Below are 16,368 nucleotides of genomic sequence, written 5' to 3'. Positions count from 1 at the left end.
AATCTCACAGTTTTTTTCAAATCTCTCTCTTATCTCTATATTAAAATAATAAAATCCTAGAAAATTACATTAAAATGAATCCCAATTCAAAACAATATTGTATAATTCTAAAGATTAATCAAAAGGAATATATTTATTAAAATCAAAAACTACATCTCTTAAATACGAATTGATTTCTTCAAAACGCCCGTTATCTTCATACATTACAAAAAAATCAAATTTTAAATCTGAATCACTTATTGGAATACAATTTTGGATAACTCCTCCTCTTTCTTGAATGTACTGCAAAGCTTCATTGATTTTATCATTTCTGAAGTTACTACCTGTTTTTTTATATCTGATTTTTCAAAATAAGCTACTACTCTATAAACTCTAACCATATAATACCCTCCTATTTAACTCTATGATAACATATTAGATACCCTGTTCAATTATATGTATTTATAGCTATGATATCAAATAACCAGACTTTGTAATTTCATACTATCTATCATCATTATTTGAAGTTTGGAAATCGTATTACGGTCAATTTAAATATTTCTTTGAGAAACACATCATCATATGATCATGATGCTTTATCATTCCTTCATTTCATTAGGAAGAATCATACCGTTTGCTAAAATAGCTCCGAAGTTGTTTGCTTTATTCTTTTCATTTTGAGTATTCTTTAAACGATAAATACTCTTCATATCTGCATAGAATTGCTTCTGCTCTTTACTCATATTAGAATTAATATGAATACTTCGATACATCATCACTTTCTTGATTTTCGCTTCATCTGGTAATTCGTTAAATAACTGTTTGAATTTCCACCAATGTAAGTATTCAATTTCATTAAGGTCGATTTGATAATAAAGTAAAAAAGCAGTGTAGATCATATATTGATCCTGCTCATATGAAAAGATTTGTTCATTTGAGCCACTGCTTTTTTTGTTTTCATTGTTTTTAAATGATTCGCCACAATTATAGAACCATAGCACTTGTTCCATTGCCTTCATAATATCCTGTGGATAGATAGGATAATATAAAGCTAAGGATTGTACGATTTTATCCATATCGCTTAATGACGATTGTAGCATCATCATTTCAAATTGTATACCAATACGAAAATCTGTATGGATTACATAATCAACCTCTTGAATACTTACCTTATCAGGAAACCTGTTCAGTAAGATGTTCATGATCTACCTCTGGAAGCGCAACTATTTTCTTTTTTGTAAATTCTGTTATTTCTTGAAAAAGAAATGTGATTAATTTCTGATTCTCCTCAAAATCAATGGTACGTCCATCAAAAATCTTGTCATAGGAACCCTTTCCTAGAATGTAGTTTACGCTCTCTCTAACTAAATCACAACTTTTGTACACTACATCGGCGACCTCTTCTTTTGACATATTACCTTTTTTGATTCGTTTTACTAGAAACTCTTGTCCTTTTACAAACTTTTCACTCGCTTTTTTCACGCTTAATGACATTGGATTGAATGTGAAATTCTTTCCGTTAATTTCCAGTTTCAATAATTCCGGTTTATCTTGTTTCTCAAATACAAATTTTCTCATAATATACTCTCCTTTTCTTAGATTTTTGTGAATGTTTTTGTAGTTGGATTGAACTCTCCTTTTTCAGAATCTCCCTTGTATAAAAGAGCTCCTGCAAGTCCGACTGCTTCTCCTCCAACACCTGAACCACTATTGTCCACTTTAATAGCAATATGTTGGCGGTATGCTAACATAGTTCCTTCAGTAGATCCATTTACCCAAGTGTAGACATTGATAATATCCGTTTCACAAGCAACACCTACTTTACGTTCACGACCGATATTCGCAATATAGGTAGCAACTGGATCTCCTTTATCTAATTCAGCTGCGAATGTAAATGTTGGTGCATAGCCGATGACACTTGATGTACCTGTTTTTTGATGAATATAATGAGAATCTTTAGTAACTGGATTCAACGCTTCTGTTAAATCTGTAAATCCTGCACCAATAAGACTCCATACTGGTGTTTCGACGGTACCAGTATTCATATAAGACAATAACTCCTCACGTGTTGCAATTCCTGCTGCTTGAGGCTGTGCCTCTGCTTTTACAATTAAATCTTCGCTCATGTTGTTTTCCTCCTAATGTACTTTTGACATTTTTTTAAAATCAACAGTGAAGATTGCGATATAGTCTTCACTGCCATCCTGATTAACTTTTTCTAATACGGGGTGTTCATGCATCATCATATTTTGATAAACTGTGTTATTAGGGAATATGGGATAGACACTTGATTGCTCAAGGAATAAATTGATGTCTTCTACTAAACGATACGCAGATGATGCATCCTCATTTGCGTCGATGCGAATAGCAACACCAAACAACATTTCTCCAGTATATTCTCCTAAAATATTTTGATGTTTCTTATGTATCTCTTTTACACCTCGAATACATACAGATGGTAGACTATCTTGAAATCGTTCCAATTTGGCTGGGTTATCAATGAAAACATTTTGATTTAGATAATCCTTTATAGTTTCAAGCATAGTTCGTTCTTCTGTTCCTTCTTTTTCATTGCTCATGTTCAGTCCTCCGATGAAAGAATATTGCATATACGATTATGATGGTTCTGTTCATGTTTATACATGGGATTTTGAATATTTTTTATATTCCTCTGGGTTAAAACTCATCATTAGTTCATACGCTTTTAAACGTTGTTCTAATATGGATATTCGCATATGCATCTCCATACATGTTTGATCCTTATATTGAAGTTCATCTTTTGTTGTCTTCAACTTGTTATTAAGTGCTAAGTATTTTTGTATTGAGACATAGCCACCTTCACTTAAATTCACAACATTCAATTTTTCTGATTTTGATACACGTTTGTTATAATGTATTACTTCCTCTTCTAATTGAGTAAGTGTTAAAACTCTATTTTGGTAAATTTCTTTTAAAAATGCAAACATGGGATATCCTTTCTGTATATTATTTCTATACCTAGATGACAGTTTATATCTTCTGACAAAGAGGATAATTACATCGATTTTTTTGAAAAGTACTTTCATGAGAAGTACGGAGGTATTTCCCCTAACTTCTACACTATCAGTTTATCTTATTTTTCAATGTACTGAGTGCAATCTCAAACAATCTTACGAATGATAGTATCAACATGGTATTTTAAATTGCGTTCGCTCATAAACATCTTCATTGACATTTTTGCATAAGATTGTTTATGTACATAAATATCTAGCAATAGCCTCCGATCATTATCACTTTCGATACACTCAAGTCGATTCCCAATATGTACTATAAGTTGTTCATACAAAAACAGTTCTCTCTTTAATCCATCCTCTTTCTCCATCAATTCAATGTAATTAAACTTTCCTTTTCCCAGTTCAAAATTATATCGATTAGACTTTGCTTCGTGCATACTTCGATCTAATTCCAATAACTTATCAGATACCTCACTACGTTTCAATTTGTAATAATTCAGTGATTTTAAATCTCTTTTGAATTGTTCAACAGCTTCTTTTTTTCTTAGCATACATTTTCCTCCATATATCTCTAAGTTGCAATTTTGTCAACGCAAAAAGCATAAACTACATATGCTTAAGGAAGACAAAATTATATAAGATGATAGTTTTACCAGCAATCATCTCCCCATACTCATCTTACGGTCGAGTAATTCTTTTGTCAATCATAAAGTTGCCAAATATACAATATATGTATATTACGTTGCATTCCTGCAACATGCATGCTAAAATAATAGTAAATAAGGAGGGTGTACATGAGTGATGTTAATTTTGGAAAACTCTTCAATGAACTTTGTGATTCATCAGGTAAAACGAATGCAGATATTGCTAGAGGTTTAGGCGTAGATAAAGCCACAGTCGGAAGATGGCGTTCAGGTGAACGTATGCCAAAACTCTCTGCTTTACCTGATATAGCTGATTACTTTAATGTTGATATTCACATGTTTTCAAAAAGTAAATCATCGGAAAATCCCTCTTATACATTTGATAATGCACAAGATGCAGCCTTATTCATATTGAAGAATCCTGTCATGATGAATTATGGAGGTTATAGCATCGATCGAATGAGTGATGAGGAATTGTTAGAGACTGCACAGCAAATTGCAGACTATATGGCATTTGTTGTGCATCAAAAATTGAAAGATAAATAAATTTTATTATTACATCTATCATGTCACAATATGAGATATAATAAATATATACATATTGGAGGTTCTTATGACATTAGATAAAGTATTGAATGTCTATCGACAAATGGAAAATAGGGGTGATGTGTATCAGTTTTTAAAAGACGAGAATATTGATTTGTTGTATCAAGATATGAAAGAACCTAGTAAGTTATTTATGTTTCAGATGCATGCTTTAATCCTGATTAGGAACGGACTTGAACAAGAAGAATATTATATATTACATGAGCTTGGTCATTATCTGATGCATAAAGATATTGTTGGTAGTGCCTATGGGTATGGAAGAGCTGAACTTGAGGCAAATATGTTTGCTTGCATTTATCTTCTACAAGGTAATCTACTTAATGAAAATAGTAGAAGTTCTTTACTGGCTAAAGGAGTACCGCCAAAGGACATCACGATATTTATGGATTCTTTATATCAATACGTATTAATTCATCATGAAGATGATCTTCAAAACATTAAAATGCGAAAAGCATGGAGGGAAAAATGAAAAAGTTATTAACAGCGTGTTTGTGTGCAACTATGTTGCTAGGAGTCGTTGGTTGCGGTGGTAGTGATAAAGAAGAATCTGCCAAGAAAGAATATGTTGCAGAAGCAGATATTAAAAAAGTATATTCAGCACCTGAAGATTATAAAGGAAAATATATCAAGCTAACTGGGCTAATGCTTGGTGGAGTAGAAGAAAGTGAAGATGGCTTTGCTTTCCAAATGTGGCAAGACACTGAAAATTATAAAAACAATACTGTCGTTTATTTAAAAGAAGACCCTAAATTATCAGATAAAGATTATGTTATACTAGAAGGTAAAATTCTAGGAGAATTTGAAGGTGAAAATGCATTTGGATCAGCAGTAACTGCACCTGCAATTCAAGCAGTTTCTGTAAAAAAAGGAGATTATAAATCAGTTATAGCACCAACATTAAAAGAGGTCGCTTTAGAAAATGTATCCTCTACTCAAAACGATGTTACTATCAGTATTAGCAAAGTTGAGTTTGCAAAGAATGAGACAAGAGTTTATATGAAAATTGTAAATAATTCTGGTGCTCAATTTAATTTCTATTCCTTCAACACAAACGCTATCCAAGGTACAAAACAATATGAACATGAACTTAATTTCAAAGCGGATTATCCAGAAATACAATCCGATATTCGCTCTGGAGTTACAGAAGAAGGAGTCTTAGTTTACCCAGTAATGGAACAAACTGATTTCAAAGTTATCGCAAGTGGTTCTAGTGATAATTACGATTTAGACTTCACTGATTTTGAATTCAATGTTACAGTAAAATAACATAGAGGCATTACTTCTTCATGGAGTAATGCTTTTATATTCCTCCGCCACGCTTGTAGAGCATCCTTGGATTCTCATCCTTTCCCCGCATTATACGCAAAGGACAGAAAAAAACCTGTCATTTGACAGGTTGTTTTGTAAATGGTGGTTCCACCAGGAATTGAACCAGGGACACAAGGATTTTCAGTCCTTTGCTCTACCAACTGAGCTATGGAACCATTTGGTTGCGGGGGAAGGATTTGAACCAACGACCTCCGGGTTATGAGCCCGACGAGCTACCAGACTGCTCTACCCCGCGATGTTTGAGAAATTCGATTTTTTTTAAAGAATGGCGGAGGAACTGGGATTCGAACCCAGGCGCCAGTTTCCCGACCTACCGGTTTTCAAGACCGGACCCTTCAACCACTTGGGTATTCCTCCATATTGATTCATAAATGGTGGACCCTGTAGGACTCGAACCTACGACCCACCGGTTATGAGCCGGATGCTCTAACCAACTGAGCTAAGGGTCCAACTTGCGCAAAATTGGTGGCGGGGGCGAGACTCGAACTCGCGACCTTCCGGGTATGAACCGGATGCTCTAGCCAACTAAGCTACCCAGCCGAATGTAAATTTTTTAAATAATAATGGTCGGGATGACAGGATTTGAACCTGCGACCCCTTGATCCCAAATCAAGTGCACTACCAAGCTGTGCTACATCCCGATTTATTATTTCCATGAAACTATAATATGGCGCGCCCAGTAGGAATCGAACCCGCAACCTTTTGATCCGTAGTCAAACGCTCTATCCAGTTGAGCTATGGGCGCATTTACATGCGTTGCACGTTTCATCAGTGCCTTAATATAATACCAAATAATTGTATCTTATGCAAGCCTTTTTTTCTATTTTTTTTAAATAACTTTAATCTTCTTGTTTTTGCTTTATTTCTGCCCTAAAAAGAGCCAGAGAGACAGGAACGCTACATGCGTTCCTGTGCTGTCTGTCGGTCTTTATTTGTCTTAATAACCTTCTGACGTGAGAATTCTTCTCTCTCCTTTTCTTCTAATGCATCGGTAATAAACTTAATGTTGTGTTCAAAATCAGGAATTACGATATTCTTTAAGGCATTTGCACGTTTCTGTGCTTTTCGTATAGCATTTGCCAAACGATACACACTATTCTCTACTTCAGCCAAAATAATTGTCATTTCCTTTACCTTGTAAAAACAACGATACGCATAGTCAAGCTTTGAATTTGCATGTTCTAAACCATACGTTAGTTTTAGTTCTGGTTTATCATAATGAAGTTTTGGTATTTCTACTCCCATAACACTACGATAGCTAATATGAACCCCTGTATCAATAGGAACAGCCTCAACTAAATCACTTACTACTCCTAAGGACATATTTGCCTGTTGTAAGGCATAATACGCTCTTTCATAAGTATGTGTTATTTCATCACGAAGTAATTTAACATCATCTAATAAGCTCATCATTTCGCGTGTTAAGATGTTGCGTTTACGATCCATCAACTCATATCCCATACGGGCTAAATCATTGGACTTCTTTGTCGCAATTAAATTCCCCTTTGTAGGAAACACTTGTTTGTTAGCCATACTTATTTACCTTCTAGGGATAATTCTTTGATAATTGGTCCTGTTTTTAATTGAAAGCGTTCAACTGCTTTTTCATGATCATAGTAAATATTCAACACTTCATCATCCACACGGTCCAACTCACCCTTTGGTAGTACGGATAATAAGTTCCATCCTAAATCCAATGTCTCTTCAATACTTCTATTCACATCCATACCTTGATTTAGGTAATGTTGTTCAAATAAAGATCCAAAAGACATGTATTTCTTATCGATATCACTTAATTCATCTTCCCCAATAACAGAAGCTAAACTTCTTGCGTCTTGCACTTTCGCATAAGCCGCAAACAACTGGTTGGATACATCGTTGTGATCTTTTCTTGTATACCCTTCCCCAATTCCATCTTTCATCAAACGTGATAAGGAAGGAAGAATACCAACTGGAGGATACACCCCCATTTGATTTAAATTACGATCCAATACAATCTGTCCTTCTGTAATATATCCAGTTAAGTCAGGAATTGGATGTGTAATATCATCATTGGGCATCGTTAAGATAGGAATCTGTGTAACGGAACCCTGTGCACTCTTAATAATTCCTGCTCTTTCGTACAAAGAAGCCAAGTCAGAGTACAAATATCCTGGATATCCTTTACGTCCTGGAATCTCTCCCTTACTACTAGAGAACTCACGAAGAGCCTCACAATAGGAAGTAATATCGGTTAAAATAACCAATACGTGCATATCATGTTCATATGCTAGATATTCTGCTGCAGTAAGTGCACAACGTGGTGTTAATGTACGTTCGATAATTGGGTCATTGGAAAGATTTACAAACATCACAACCTTTTCCATAACACCTGCTTCTTCAAAAGAACGCTTGAAGTAATCCGCAACGTCATTTTTAACACCCATAGCCGCAAATACAATACAGAAGTTCTTACCATCTCCATCAGAGATTTTTGCTTGTTTTACAAGTTGTACAGCCAATTCGTTATGAGGCATCCCACTACCAGAGAAAATTGGAAGTTTCTGTCCACGAATCAACGTAGTTAAGGCATCAATACTAGATACCCCAGTATTGATATAGTTTCTTGGATATACACGAGAAACAGGATTCAATGGTTGCCCATTGATATCCGCACTCTTTTCTGCATAAATTTGTCCCAATCCATCGATTGGTTTTCCGCTACCATTAAAGGTACGTCCTAACAATTCTTTGGATAAAGGAAGTTCCATTGGTTTCCCAGTGAATTTTGTTTTCGTATTTTTTAATGAAATACCATTGGTACCTTCAAACACCTGAATGGCAGCTTTATTTCCTTCAAGCTGTACAACTCTACCTAAGCGAGTTGTCCCATCACCGCATTTGATTTCCACCATTTCTTCATAGCTAGCGTTTTCGACGTTATCAAGAAATACTAGAGGTCCATTGATTTCACTCAATCCTAAATATTGAAGACTCATATGTCTACCTCCTTATTCTATCCTGTTAACGGCTTCATCAATTATTGCATAATACGTATCTAGTATTTCTACATGATCGTTTGGCACATCATATTTCATCTTAGTAATTTTATCGAACAATCCCAATTGACTTACTTGGCTCAAAGGTTTCCCCTGTGCCACTAATTCTTTACAACGTTTGTATAGATATAAGATAACATCCATCATCTTCAGTTGTTTATCAAGTGGAACATACGTATCTTCCGCATGGAAAGCATTTTGTTGAAGATATCCAACACGAATGACTTTACTCACTTCAATGACCAATTTTTGATCTTCAGGAAGTACATCACTACCAATCAGTTTTACAATCTCCATTAATTTTGCTTCTTCTGCTAAAAGACTCATAATTTCTTGACGATTACGAAGGAATCGCATATCGACATTCTTGTTGTACCATTTTGTTAAATCCGTAACATATTCTGAATAACTCTCTGTCCAGTTAATCGCGAAGTAATGTCTTGCATACGCAAGAGATTTATCCAACGCCCAAAAACAACGTACGAAACGTTTTGTGTTTTGTGTTACTGGTTCGGAGAAGTCAGATCCCTGTGGCGATACCGCCCCAATGATCGTTACAGATCCAATTTGATCATTTAATGTTTTCATATATCCCGCACGTTCATAGAACTGTGAAATACGAGAAGGCAAATATGCTGGGAACCCTTCTTCCGCTGGCATTTCTTCTAGTCGTCCACTAATTTCACGAAGTGCTTCTGCCCAACGTGAAGTAGAGTCCGCCATAATAGCTACGTTATATCCCATATCACGATAATATTCCGCAAGTGTAAGCCCAGTATAGATACTAGCTTCACGTGCCGCAACTGGCATATTTGAGGTATTGGCAATCAATACCGTACGATCTGTTAAAGGACGATTAGATTTCGGGTCAATCAGTTCTGAAAATTCTTCAAGAACTTGTGTCATCTCATTCCCACGTTCACCACAACCTACGTATACGATAATATCCGCATCACACCATTTCGCTAACTGGTGCTGTGTCATTGTTTTTCCAGTACCAAATCCTCCTGGAATTGCGGCAGTACCTCCCTTTGCGATTGGAAATAGTGTATCGAAGATACGCTGTCCAGTAATCAAAGGTACACTAATTGGTAAACGTTGTGCAACTGGACGTGCCTGTTTGATTGGCCACTTTTGTGTTAGCGTCAATTCATGCACTTCCTCATTGGCATCTTTTACTTTTATAATGCATTGGTTGATATTGTATGTTCCATCTTTTACAACTTCCACTACAACACCTGTTAGCGTTGGTGGAATCATACAACGATGTTCAATCAAATCTGTTTCTGGAAGTGTCGCAAAGATCTGCCCTGGAATCACTTCATCCCCAAGGGATACTTTAACACTCACATTCCATAATACTTCTTCATCTAAAGGCGCAACATCACTTCCGGTCGCAATAAATGCTCCAGAGTGTTTTGCAATTTCTTTTAATGGACGTTCAATTCCATCAAATATATTTCTTAATATTCCTGGCCCTAATGTTACAGAAATCGGTTTCCCTGTAGGTTCTACAGGTTCTCCTGGTTTCAATCCTGTCGTAGATTCATATACCTGAATGGTAGTTGCCTCTTTACTAATGGAAATTACTTCCCCCATCAGTCTTTGTTTTCCAACGAACACTTTCTCTAACATCGAAAAGTCTACTGCATGTTTGACTTTCACAACCGGACCATTAATGGAATAGATTACATTTTCACTCACATTATCACCTCTTGTCATGTGTTCTTATAGAACCACATGCTTTGTTGTTATTTAATAAATAATCCGGAGTTCGTATAGAACCACTCGCTTTGTTCATCGATACCAGTATCAAATGTCTCATCCACAACGATGCCTTTTTCCATACATTCCATACGTAAGCCACCAATGGTGATGGTAGGATCTACTTCCCCACTACATTTTCCATATGCCTTACAAATGTCACTTAGAAATTTTTCATCCGTTTTGGATACATAGAAGACAACTTCTCCATAGCCTTTATCAGCCAAATCTTTTGTCTTTTTGATCAGATAGTCTTTGTATTTTTCATTCTGCGTAAATGCTTTTACTTTCGCAACTGCCTCTTCAAATACTTGATCGGCTAACTCACGGCGTTTTGCCATGAGTAGTCGATTGGTCTCTTCATGAAGTTTGCTTAAAGCAATCGCATGATCACTTAGCATTTCTTTCAACAGTTGTTCACGTTCCATACCCGCTTCATGTTGTGCTTCACTTTCCATTCCTTGAATAGAACGTTCACGCACTTCTTCAATTTCATTTTCTATCTGTTTGATTTCGATGTTGCTAACCCGGTCAATTTCATCCTTAAAATAATCTTCAAGTTTTATTTTTTCATCTAGCATCGCAAACACCTCATAGTTTCACGCCAATTGCTTCAGATACATAACGGTCAATGGTTTCTCCTATTTTAGCAGAACCATGACGATCTGGTATCTCTACAATCAGTGGCTTTTTCTGTTTTAGTTTTAATTCTGAGATAACATCTGGACAAGTTTCAATCAACTTTGTAGTAATCAAAACAATGCCAACATCTTCCATATGCATAGCCTTTTCGAGTGCTTCTAGTACTTCGTGGCGTTCATGAACGACCACCCCTTCAATACCCGCAAGACGCATCCCCATTTTTGTATCAATGTTATCACTCAGCAGGAAAAATTTCATAAGAAATCTCCTTTCTTTCTTTTTATAATTTCATCAATACGATAATAATAGAAATCAATAGACCATAGATAGCAACACCTTCACCCATGGCAACGAAAATCATAGACTTACCAAAGTTTTTCTCATTTTCAGAGAATGCACCAATTGCTGCAGGAGCAGCAGCCGCAACGGCAATACCTGCACCCAAAGCTGATAAGCCAGTAGCTAAAGCCGCAGCGATATAACCAAGACCAGCACCTAATGAAATTTCAGTTCCAACATCACTTGCCGCATATGCTTTTTGAGCAGTAAACAATACAGTTCCTAATACAATCGCAAAGAAGAAACAAACATGTGTAATCATACGACGTTTCGCAACACTTACGCTCTTCTTTCCTCTAAAGACATTCACTAATGGTAATGAAATTAATACAATAAGCACCATTGGCAATAATATTTCAAATACGTTTAACATAAATTTCCTCCTCAATCTTTCATTGCACTAAAGGCAATTCCTCTTCCCTCGAAATAGCGAGAGAACATTTCATAGAATTCAAGACGCAATACCTGAATTCCTACAATCAAACCTTCCAAACACATAACAAATATATTTCCAAAGATGGCTACTATAATACCGGCATTGCCTGCCATACTCATCAACAGAGTAACTGCCATCATCATTCCTGCATGGGACAATACAAAGCCTCCAACACGCAAATAAGAAATAGAATTGGTAATGTAAGAAAGACAAATTTCAAATAATTCAAAGAAACTTTCGGTAAAGTATGCTCCAAATCCATTTGGGAACATCTCTCCATGTGCCATTTTATGAATCAATCCTTCTTTTAAGAAGATCAATAAAAGTGGCAATAGAATAAGCACAATTAGATAGATTGGATTGGACAATGTCGCAATTCCAAAGGCAACTTGTACGCCTCCACCAATCACTAGAGATGCATAGAATACAAATCCTGCAACTCCATTGTGTGAAAACCACATTTCTCCAATATGCCCATTCTTTTTCTGTAAATAAATATTCATACACATACTGATTAACATAAGACAAGCACCAAGACAAATGGATAATATCAATAAGATTGGAATAAACTCACTTGTCATAATTTCAATCGGTTTCTCATGCATACCAAATACAGTTTGATATAATGGATTTAATAATGTTTCATTTCCAAATACAGAACCAAATATTGTCCCAAAGATACAAGACATAATACCGATTCGCATTCCAATTTCTCCAAGTTTCATATGTTTCCACTTATAGAATAAATACCCTATAAGAATGAGCACCGCTCCTTGACCCAAATCTCCAAACATAATTCCAAATAATAAGGAATACGTAAATGCTACAAAGGGAGTAGGATCAAACGCTTCGTACTCAGGAACACCATACATTTCTACAAACATCGAGAAGGGCCTGGCAAACCACCCATTCTTGATTTTTGTTGGAGGCGAAAGACGCTTGTCACTATGGGCAGGTCGTACTTCGATATCCACCTCCTTCAAATCAAAGAATGTTTCCTTCAATTTCATCACATCTTCTTCAGCCACAAAACCAGTAATAGAGAATCGTTCTCCAAGTCCTACTACATATTTTCTAGCTTCAAAGGTGTGGTTTATAAATTCCAGTTCCGCTTTGATATCTGTAAAATTGTCAAAGCATTCTTGTTTTAATTGTTCAATTACTTCATTTACATGTTGAAGCTGTTTGTAGTCGTTATCAATTTCTTCTTGTAGATTATCTTTGGCAGAGCCTGGAGTTCCATGAACGAATTCTGGAATACGGATTCTTTCAAAGTATAGTGAAGAGAAGATATTATCCACATCGCCCTCATATTTTGAAGTCGTGATGTATAAGCACCAGCTGTACGTATCATCACTGTTAAAAGATTTAAATACAAATGGACGATTGCGATAGTATTGTAGTTTTTCTACACTATCTAAAGGTAAACGTCCAAAACGAATTTTAATATATTTGCATTCAAACAAATCATCTAAATTCAAATCAATACTTTCTATATTTTGCACTTGTGTAAGTGCATCCTTGTTTTCCTGAATGACTGTTTCTAATTCTTTACGAACTTCAGCCCCCTGTAAATATCGATCATGTATCTTATCGATATAGGCTTTTATAGCATTCAAGTCATAATCACGGTTTCTAACATCTTTGGCTGGCACATCCAAATTCATATCATTTGCGACTTCACTAAAATGGCTTAAAACTTCTGTAATTGGATTTTCATCATTCATTGTTGTTAAACCATGCACACTGTCTACAAACTTACTGGCAGGTTCTGGATGAAAACAATCCAAAGCAACGAAACGCAATAATACATCATCAAGATATTCGTTGTCCCCAGTGATGTTAATCAATTTCATTTTTGAAATTGCCATGAACATTCTCCTTTCTAAACTAGTAAATCAGTTCTTTTTGAATATCTTCTGCCGCAACCTGATAACGTACACCTTCTATAATATTGATGATGTTTTCAAGTTCTTGTTCCAGCAGTGTCACATAGCTATTGAAAACCAATGGCGCTGACTGTGAATAACAGAAGTTATTTTTTGCTATTGAGAACATGATTTTATTTGTATAATGTTCGATATATTCATCTTCTTTAAGGGAAGTTTCGATATGGTACTTTCCATGTTGTAAACGTTTCAGTACCTCTTCCGCACTCTTTTGTGCTATCAATTCTTCCATGTTAGAATATGCATTATATCCTTCTACAAATAATAATGATTCTCGAATCACATCTTCTCTTGCATTGAAATACTTCTTCAAACGATAAATTTTCGTAAGATTAGAAAGATCTAGCTCAATTGCAAAGAATTCTTTCATATTCTTTTTATGTTTCCCCTTCATCTTATGTTCGATTGTATCAAACACATAGGTGTAATAGAGTTTGTGAAGTTGTGTTTCAATAGCCGTATAATCGATGTTATCTTCTTTCCCTTTCGCTACACGATATGGTAACAATGCTTCATAATATTCCGTCTTCTTAACGACATCCAATAGTTCATCATAGCTACGAACATTTCCCAGTCCTAACAATGAAAATCTAGTGTACTCCTTAAGGAAGAGTGGAAGTTCTGCAATTGCGTCTTCATAATTTTGCGAAATAAGAACGCGTATGCGTGATAGAAGCAGTTCAATCTCAATCTGTTCTAAATGAAAACGATAAATTGCCTGCTGCGAAGAATCCGCATAACGATATAGCTTTAGAGTTTTCCAGAACATATCTCTACGTAAGATATCTTCCAACTGACCGCGGTGTATATTGTTTTCACGCACATCTTTTAGTGCACTCGCAAAATAGGTTTCATTCTTCAAATACCCTGCGATTTCAGAAACACTACGTTTACGAAGCAGTTCATCATACTGGTCCTTACGCAAAGCTCCTCCATGCATGGCTTTTGCTTTCGCAACAATGACACCCGATGCTTTACTCATGTATGCATCACCTCCTCAAACACTTGACGTGATCAAAGGCCTAAGCAACGATCAAAGATTTCCTTGACCCATACTTCTTTGTGGTCTTCATAATGCTTTGTCAAGTTTGCGATAGCTTCTTCATAATTCTTTTTCTCTTCTTGTTGTTGAGAACTCAATTCCTGATCCAGATCCGCTCGCTTCTTTTCATACAGTGCTTTGCTTTCTTCCTGATACTTTGCTTTGATATCCTCTTTTTGTTTTTGTATCAGATTCTGGATGTCGCGACTCTCTTGTTGTTTCTTGTCAACACGATGTCTTGCCTCTTTATCAGCATCAACGATTTCTCTAATGATTTCTTCCAAAAACGATACCTCCTTTTTATCATTATACCACTTCATAGTTTGATTGTTTATCAAAACTATTCTACAAGTATAAACCTTTTCATTTCCACTTGCAAGTTGCTTTTTCACAAAATTTTTTCTTTTTTTACAATGCATTATATTTGTCTAATTCGTATCATCTCTATCTACGTATACGCCTTTATATATCGCTTCATTCTATATTTTTGTAAAACATTTCCAACGTAAACAAAACATTAAAAAGAGACATTATAATGACACATTTTGCAAACTTGTTTACAAATTTCAAACAATGAAAAATGACAGTGTGAACCCCACTGTCATCTCGTTTCATATTGTGCTACAAATCGCTTTTGCATGTCCTCATCTTGAAGCGTAAAAATACGATTGTTTAAATATCCTAATGTACTTTCTTCTCCACAATGAAATTCTACTTTATATGCACATAACTCCTGATATGTTTTCTTTCCATCCTGATTTGCACCATACTTTACATCACCCACCAAAGGATGATGAAGATGTGCCATCATCGCTCGTATTTGATGACTTTTACCACTCAAGAGTTCCACCTCTAACAAAGAATAGTGTTTCCCTCTCTTCAACACACGATAGATACTTTCCATTTCTTTATACCCCTCACATGGAGACGTACGAATATCTGCCTTATTTCCTTCCATCTTTTTATGATACAACAACACACGTTCTTCCCTATTTTCTACAACACCTTCTACAATGCATATATACTTCTTTGTAATACGACGTTCCTTAATTAACATATTTACTTCACGCAACGCCATCGCACTCTTAGCCGCAATCACAACTCCTCTTGTATTACGATCAATACGGTGACATAATGCCGGCGTAAAACTTAATTCCATCTTAGGATCATATTCTTTTTTATCATATAGATAATGCAAGATACGATCTGCAAGATTATCTTGTACGCCTACTTCATCACGATGTGCCAACAAACCCTTTTCTTTATCCACAATTAACACATGCTCATCTTCATAAATAACATTTATTTTCGCAGGCACTTGTAAAAACTCCAAAGTGTTTGTATCTTCAAAGAACTCTTCCGCAATGTAACACTGCATCGTATCCCCCACAAGAAGTCGCTGTGAGATAACACATCGTTTATTATTCACTTTGATTTTCTTATTTCTTATATATTTATACATCAGACTTTTTGGCATCGTCTTCATGCTCTTTTGTATGAACTTATCTACTCTTTGATCACTATCATTTTCCTTAATCACAAACTCTCGCAAGACACATCCCTCTTTTCATTTCTTAATTATACCTTACTATTTCTTATTTTGCGTT

General features: G+C 35.6%; 20 protein-coding genes and 7 tRNA genes. 3 read left to right on the top strand and 24 right to left on the bottom strand.

The genetic code is table 11. The annotated features are described in order from the left end of the window. Positions 1 to 236 precede the first annotated feature (236 nt). The 7 genes from ACWG0P_RS12105 to ACWG0P_RS12075 form a co-directional block, all read right to left on the bottom strand. Positions 237 to 380: a hypothetical protein gene (locus ACWG0P_RS12105; protein ID WP_455801926.1), complete on the bottom strand. Its 144-nt coding sequence runs from the start codon at positions 378 to 380 to the stop codon at positions 237 to 239. A gap of 198 nt (positions 381 to 578) precedes the next feature. Continuing rightward, positions 579 to 1,181: a bacteriophage Gp15 family protein gene (locus ACWG0P_RS12100; protein WP_455801925.1), complete on the bottom strand. Its 603-nt coding sequence runs from the start codon at positions 1,179 to 1,181 to the stop codon at positions 579 to 581. Then, positions 1,153 to 1,557, bottom strand: coding sequence for a hypothetical protein (locus ACWG0P_RS12095; protein WP_455801924.1), 405 nt, complete (start codon positions 1,555 to 1,557; stop codon positions 1,153 to 1,155). Before ACWG0P_RS12095 ends, ACWG0P_RS12100 begins: the two co-directional genes overlap by 29 nt. Positions 1,558 to 1,574: 17 nt before the next feature. Next, positions 1,575 to 2,105 (bottom strand): phage tail tube protein, encoded by a 531-nt coding sequence (locus tag ACWG0P_RS12090; RefSeq protein ID WP_455801923.1) that lies wholly within the window; start codon positions 2,103 to 2,105, stop codon positions 1,575 to 1,577. A 12-nt stretch (positions 2,106 to 2,117) separates the two neighbouring features. Beyond that, positions 2,118 to 2,558: a hypothetical protein gene (locus ACWG0P_RS12085; protein WP_455801922.1), complete on the bottom strand. Its 441-nt coding sequence runs from the start codon at positions 2,556 to 2,558 to the stop codon at positions 2,118 to 2,120. A 57-nt stretch (positions 2,559 to 2,615) separates the two neighbouring features. Further along, complete coding sequence (locus ACWG0P_RS12080; protein ID WP_455801921.1) at positions 2,616 to 2,945, bottom strand: hypothetical protein; 330 nt, start codon at positions 2,943 to 2,945, stop codon at positions 2,616 to 2,618. A gap of 173 nt (positions 2,946 to 3,118) precedes the next feature. Beyond that, positions 3,119 to 3,523, bottom strand: a complete 405-nt coding sequence (locus ACWG0P_RS12075) for a hypothetical protein (RefSeq protein ID WP_455801920.1) — start codon at positions 3,521 to 3,523, stop codon at positions 3,119 to 3,121. Positions 3,524 to 3,766: 243 nt separating this feature from the next. On the opposite strand from ACWG0P_RS12075, the gene ACWG0P_RS12070 reads away from it, so the two are divergent. From ACWG0P_RS12070 to ACWG0P_RS12060, 3 genes are all read left to right on the top strand, one after another. Next, positions 3,767 to 4,162, top strand: a complete 396-nt coding sequence (locus ACWG0P_RS12070) for a helix-turn-helix domain-containing protein (RefSeq protein WP_455801919.1) — start codon at positions 3,767 to 3,769, stop codon at positions 4,160 to 4,162. 67 nt (positions 4,163 to 4,229) lie between these two features. Then, entirely contained in the window at positions 4,230 to 4,691 is a 462-nt protein-coding gene (locus ACWG0P_RS12065) for an ImmA/IrrE family metallo-endopeptidase (protein WP_455801918.1), read from the top strand. Continuing rightward, on the top strand, positions 4,688 to 5,488 hold the full coding sequence (locus ACWG0P_RS12060) for a hypothetical protein (RefSeq protein WP_455801917.1): 801 nt from the start codon (positions 4,688 to 4,690) through the stop codon (positions 5,486 to 5,488). Before ACWG0P_RS12065 ends, ACWG0P_RS12060 begins: the two co-directional genes overlap by 4 nt. 142 nt (positions 5,489 to 5,630) lie before the next feature. Here ACWG0P_RS12060 and ACWG0P_RS12055 read toward each other — a convergent pair. The 17 genes from ACWG0P_RS12055 to ACWG0P_RS11975 all read right to left on the bottom strand — a co-directional run bounded on the left by ACWG0P_RS12055 (position 5,631) and on the right by ACWG0P_RS11975 (position 16,301). Continuing rightward, positions 5,631 to 5,706: transfer RNA gene (locus ACWG0P_RS12055), tRNA-Phe, on the bottom strand. Between the two features lie 3 nt (positions 5,707 to 5,709). Next, positions 5,710 to 5,786, bottom strand: a tRNA-Met gene (locus tag ACWG0P_RS12050). Between the two features lie 31 nt (positions 5,787 to 5,817). Then, a tRNA-Ser gene (locus tag ACWG0P_RS12045) sits at positions 5,818 to 5,908 on the bottom strand. Between the two features lie 15 nt (positions 5,909 to 5,923). After that, positions 5,924 to 6,000, bottom strand: a tRNA-Ile gene (locus ACWG0P_RS12040). A 14-nt stretch (positions 6,001 to 6,014) separates the two neighbouring features. Beyond that, positions 6,015 to 6,091: transfer RNA gene (locus tag ACWG0P_RS12035), tRNA-Met, on the bottom strand. Between the two features lie 24 nt (positions 6,092 to 6,115). Next, positions 6,116 to 6,192: transfer RNA gene (locus ACWG0P_RS12030), tRNA-Pro, on the bottom strand. 27 nt (positions 6,193 to 6,219) lie between these two features. Then, positions 6,220 to 6,296, bottom strand: a tRNA-Arg gene (locus ACWG0P_RS12025). A gap of 152 nt (positions 6,297 to 6,448) precedes the next feature. After that, a complete protein-coding gene (locus tag ACWG0P_RS12020; RefSeq protein ID WP_455801916.1) occupies positions 6,449 to 7,084 on the bottom strand; it encodes a V-type ATP synthase subunit D in 636 nt (211 codons plus the stop codon). Between the two features lie 2 nt (positions 7,085 to 7,086). Further along, positions 7,087 to 8,529: a V-type ATP synthase subunit B gene (locus ACWG0P_RS12015; RefSeq protein ID WP_455789434.1), complete on the bottom strand. Its 1,443-nt coding sequence runs from the start codon at positions 8,527 to 8,529 to the stop codon at positions 7,087 to 7,089. A 12-nt stretch (positions 8,530 to 8,541) separates the two neighbouring features. Beyond that, positions 8,542 to 10,293: a V-type ATP synthase subunit A gene (locus ACWG0P_RS12010; RefSeq protein WP_455801915.1), complete on the bottom strand. Its 1,752-nt coding sequence runs from the start codon at positions 10,291 to 10,293 to the stop codon at positions 8,542 to 8,544. 47 nt (positions 10,294 to 10,340) lie between these two features. After that, a complete protein-coding gene (locus ACWG0P_RS12005) occupies positions 10,341 to 10,934 on the bottom strand; it encodes a V-type ATP synthase subunit E (protein ID WP_455789437.1) in 594 nt (197 codons plus the stop codon). 10 nt (positions 10,935 to 10,944) lie between these two features. After that, on the bottom strand, positions 10,945 to 11,253 hold the full coding sequence (locus ACWG0P_RS12000) for a V-type ATP synthase subunit F (protein ID WP_455801914.1): 309 nt from the start codon (positions 11,251 to 11,253) through the stop codon (positions 10,945 to 10,947). 22 nt (positions 11,254 to 11,275) lie between these two features. Further along, complete coding sequence (locus tag ACWG0P_RS11995; RefSeq protein ID WP_455801913.1) at positions 11,276 to 11,707, bottom strand: ATP synthase subunit C; 432 nt, start codon at positions 11,705 to 11,707, stop codon at positions 11,276 to 11,278. Between the two features lie 11 nt (positions 11,708 to 11,718). Beyond that, on the bottom strand, positions 11,719 to 13,641 hold the full coding sequence (locus ACWG0P_RS11990; protein ID WP_455801912.1) for a V-type ATP synthase subunit I: 1,923 nt from the start codon (positions 13,639 to 13,641) through the stop codon (positions 11,719 to 11,721). A gap of 19 nt (positions 13,642 to 13,660) precedes the next feature. Beyond that, positions 13,661 to 14,701 (bottom strand): V0D/AC39 family V-type ATPase subunit, encoded by a 1,041-nt coding sequence (locus ACWG0P_RS11985; RefSeq protein WP_455801911.1) that lies wholly within the window; start codon positions 14,699 to 14,701, stop codon positions 13,661 to 13,663. Positions 14,702 to 14,733: 32 nt separating this feature from the next. After that, complete coding sequence (locus ACWG0P_RS11980; protein ID WP_455789444.1) at positions 14,734 to 15,045, bottom strand: stress protein; 312 nt, start codon at positions 15,043 to 15,045, stop codon at positions 14,734 to 14,736. Between the two features lie 317 nt (positions 15,046 to 15,362). Continuing rightward, positions 15,363 to 16,301: an RluA family pseudouridine synthase gene (locus ACWG0P_RS11975; protein WP_455801910.1), complete on the bottom strand. Its 939-nt coding sequence runs from the start codon at positions 16,299 to 16,301 to the stop codon at positions 15,363 to 15,365. Between the last annotated feature and the right edge of the window lie 67 nt (positions 16,302 to 16,368).

This window comes from Amedibacillus sp. YH-ame6, from assembly GCF_053848845.1.
The sequence above is the reverse complement of the archived record's forward strand: the minus strand, read 5'-3'. Positions and strand labels throughout refer to the sequence as shown.

What these genes read in the sequence shown, in the direction of transcription:
- ACWG0P_RS12105 (WP_455801926.1), bottom strand. Translation starts at nt 380, where the DNA reads ATGGTTAGAGTTTATAGAGTAGTAGCTTATTTTGAAAAATCAGATATA.
- ACWG0P_RS12100 (WP_455801925.1), bottom strand. Translation starts at nt 1,181, where the DNA reads ATGAACATCTTACTGAACAGGTTTCCTGATAAGGTAAGTATTCAAGAG.
- ACWG0P_RS12095 (WP_455801924.1), bottom strand. Translation starts at nt 1,557, where the DNA reads ATGAGAAAATTTGTATTTGAGAAACAAGATAAACCGGAATTATTGAAA.
- ACWG0P_RS12090 (WP_455801923.1), bottom strand. Translation starts at nt 2,105, where the DNA reads ATGAGCGAAGATTTAATTGTAAAAGCAGAGGCACAGCCTCAAGCAGCA.
- ACWG0P_RS12085 (WP_455801922.1), bottom strand. Translation starts at nt 2,558, where the DNA reads ATGAGCAATGAAAAAGAAGGAACAGAAGAACGAACTATGCTTGAAACT.
- ACWG0P_RS12080 (WP_455801921.1), bottom strand. Translation starts at nt 2,945, where the DNA reads ATGTTTGCATTTTTAAAAGAAATTTACCAAAATAGAGTTTTAACACTT.
- ACWG0P_RS12075 (WP_455801920.1), bottom strand. Translation starts at nt 3,523, where the DNA reads ATGCTAAGAAAAAAAGAAGCTGTTGAACAATTCAAAAGAGATTTAAAA.
- ACWG0P_RS12070 (WP_455801919.1), top strand. Translation starts at nt 3,767, where the DNA reads ATGAGTGATGTTAATTTTGGAAAACTCTTCAATGAACTTTGTGATTCA.
- ACWG0P_RS12065 (WP_455801918.1), top strand. Translation starts at nt 4,230, where the DNA reads ATGACATTAGATAAAGTATTGAATGTCTATCGACAAATGGAAAATAGG.
- ACWG0P_RS12060 (WP_455801917.1), top strand. Translation starts at nt 4,688, where the DNA reads ATGAAAAAGTTATTAACAGCGTGTTTGTGTGCAACTATGTTGCTAGGA.
- ACWG0P_RS12020 (WP_455801916.1), bottom strand. Translation starts at nt 7,084, where the DNA reads ATGGCTAACAAACAAGTGTTTCCTACAAAGGGGAATTTAATTGCGACA.
- ACWG0P_RS12015 (WP_455789434.1), bottom strand. Translation starts at nt 8,529, where the DNA reads ATGAGTCTTCAATATTTAGGATTGAGTGAAATCAATGGACCTCTAGTA.
- ACWG0P_RS12005 (WP_455789437.1), bottom strand. Translation starts at nt 10,934, where the DNA reads ATGCTAGATGAAAAAATAAAACTTGAAGATTATTTTAAGGATGAAATT.
- ACWG0P_RS12000 (WP_455801914.1), bottom strand. Translation starts at nt 11,253, where the DNA reads ATGAAATTTTTCCTGCTGAGTGATAACATTGATACAAAAATGGGGATG.
- ACWG0P_RS11995 (WP_455801913.1), bottom strand. Translation starts at nt 11,707, where the DNA reads ATGTTAAACGTATTTGAAATATTATTGCCAATGGTGCTTATTGTATTA.
- ACWG0P_RS11990 (WP_455801912.1), bottom strand. Translation starts at nt 13,641, where the DNA reads ATGGCAATTTCAAAAATGAAATTGATTAACATCACTGGGGACAACGAA.
- ACWG0P_RS11985 (WP_455801911.1), bottom strand. Translation starts at nt 14,701, where the DNA reads ATGAGTAAAGCATCGGGTGTCATTGTTGCGAAAGCAAAAGCCATGCAT.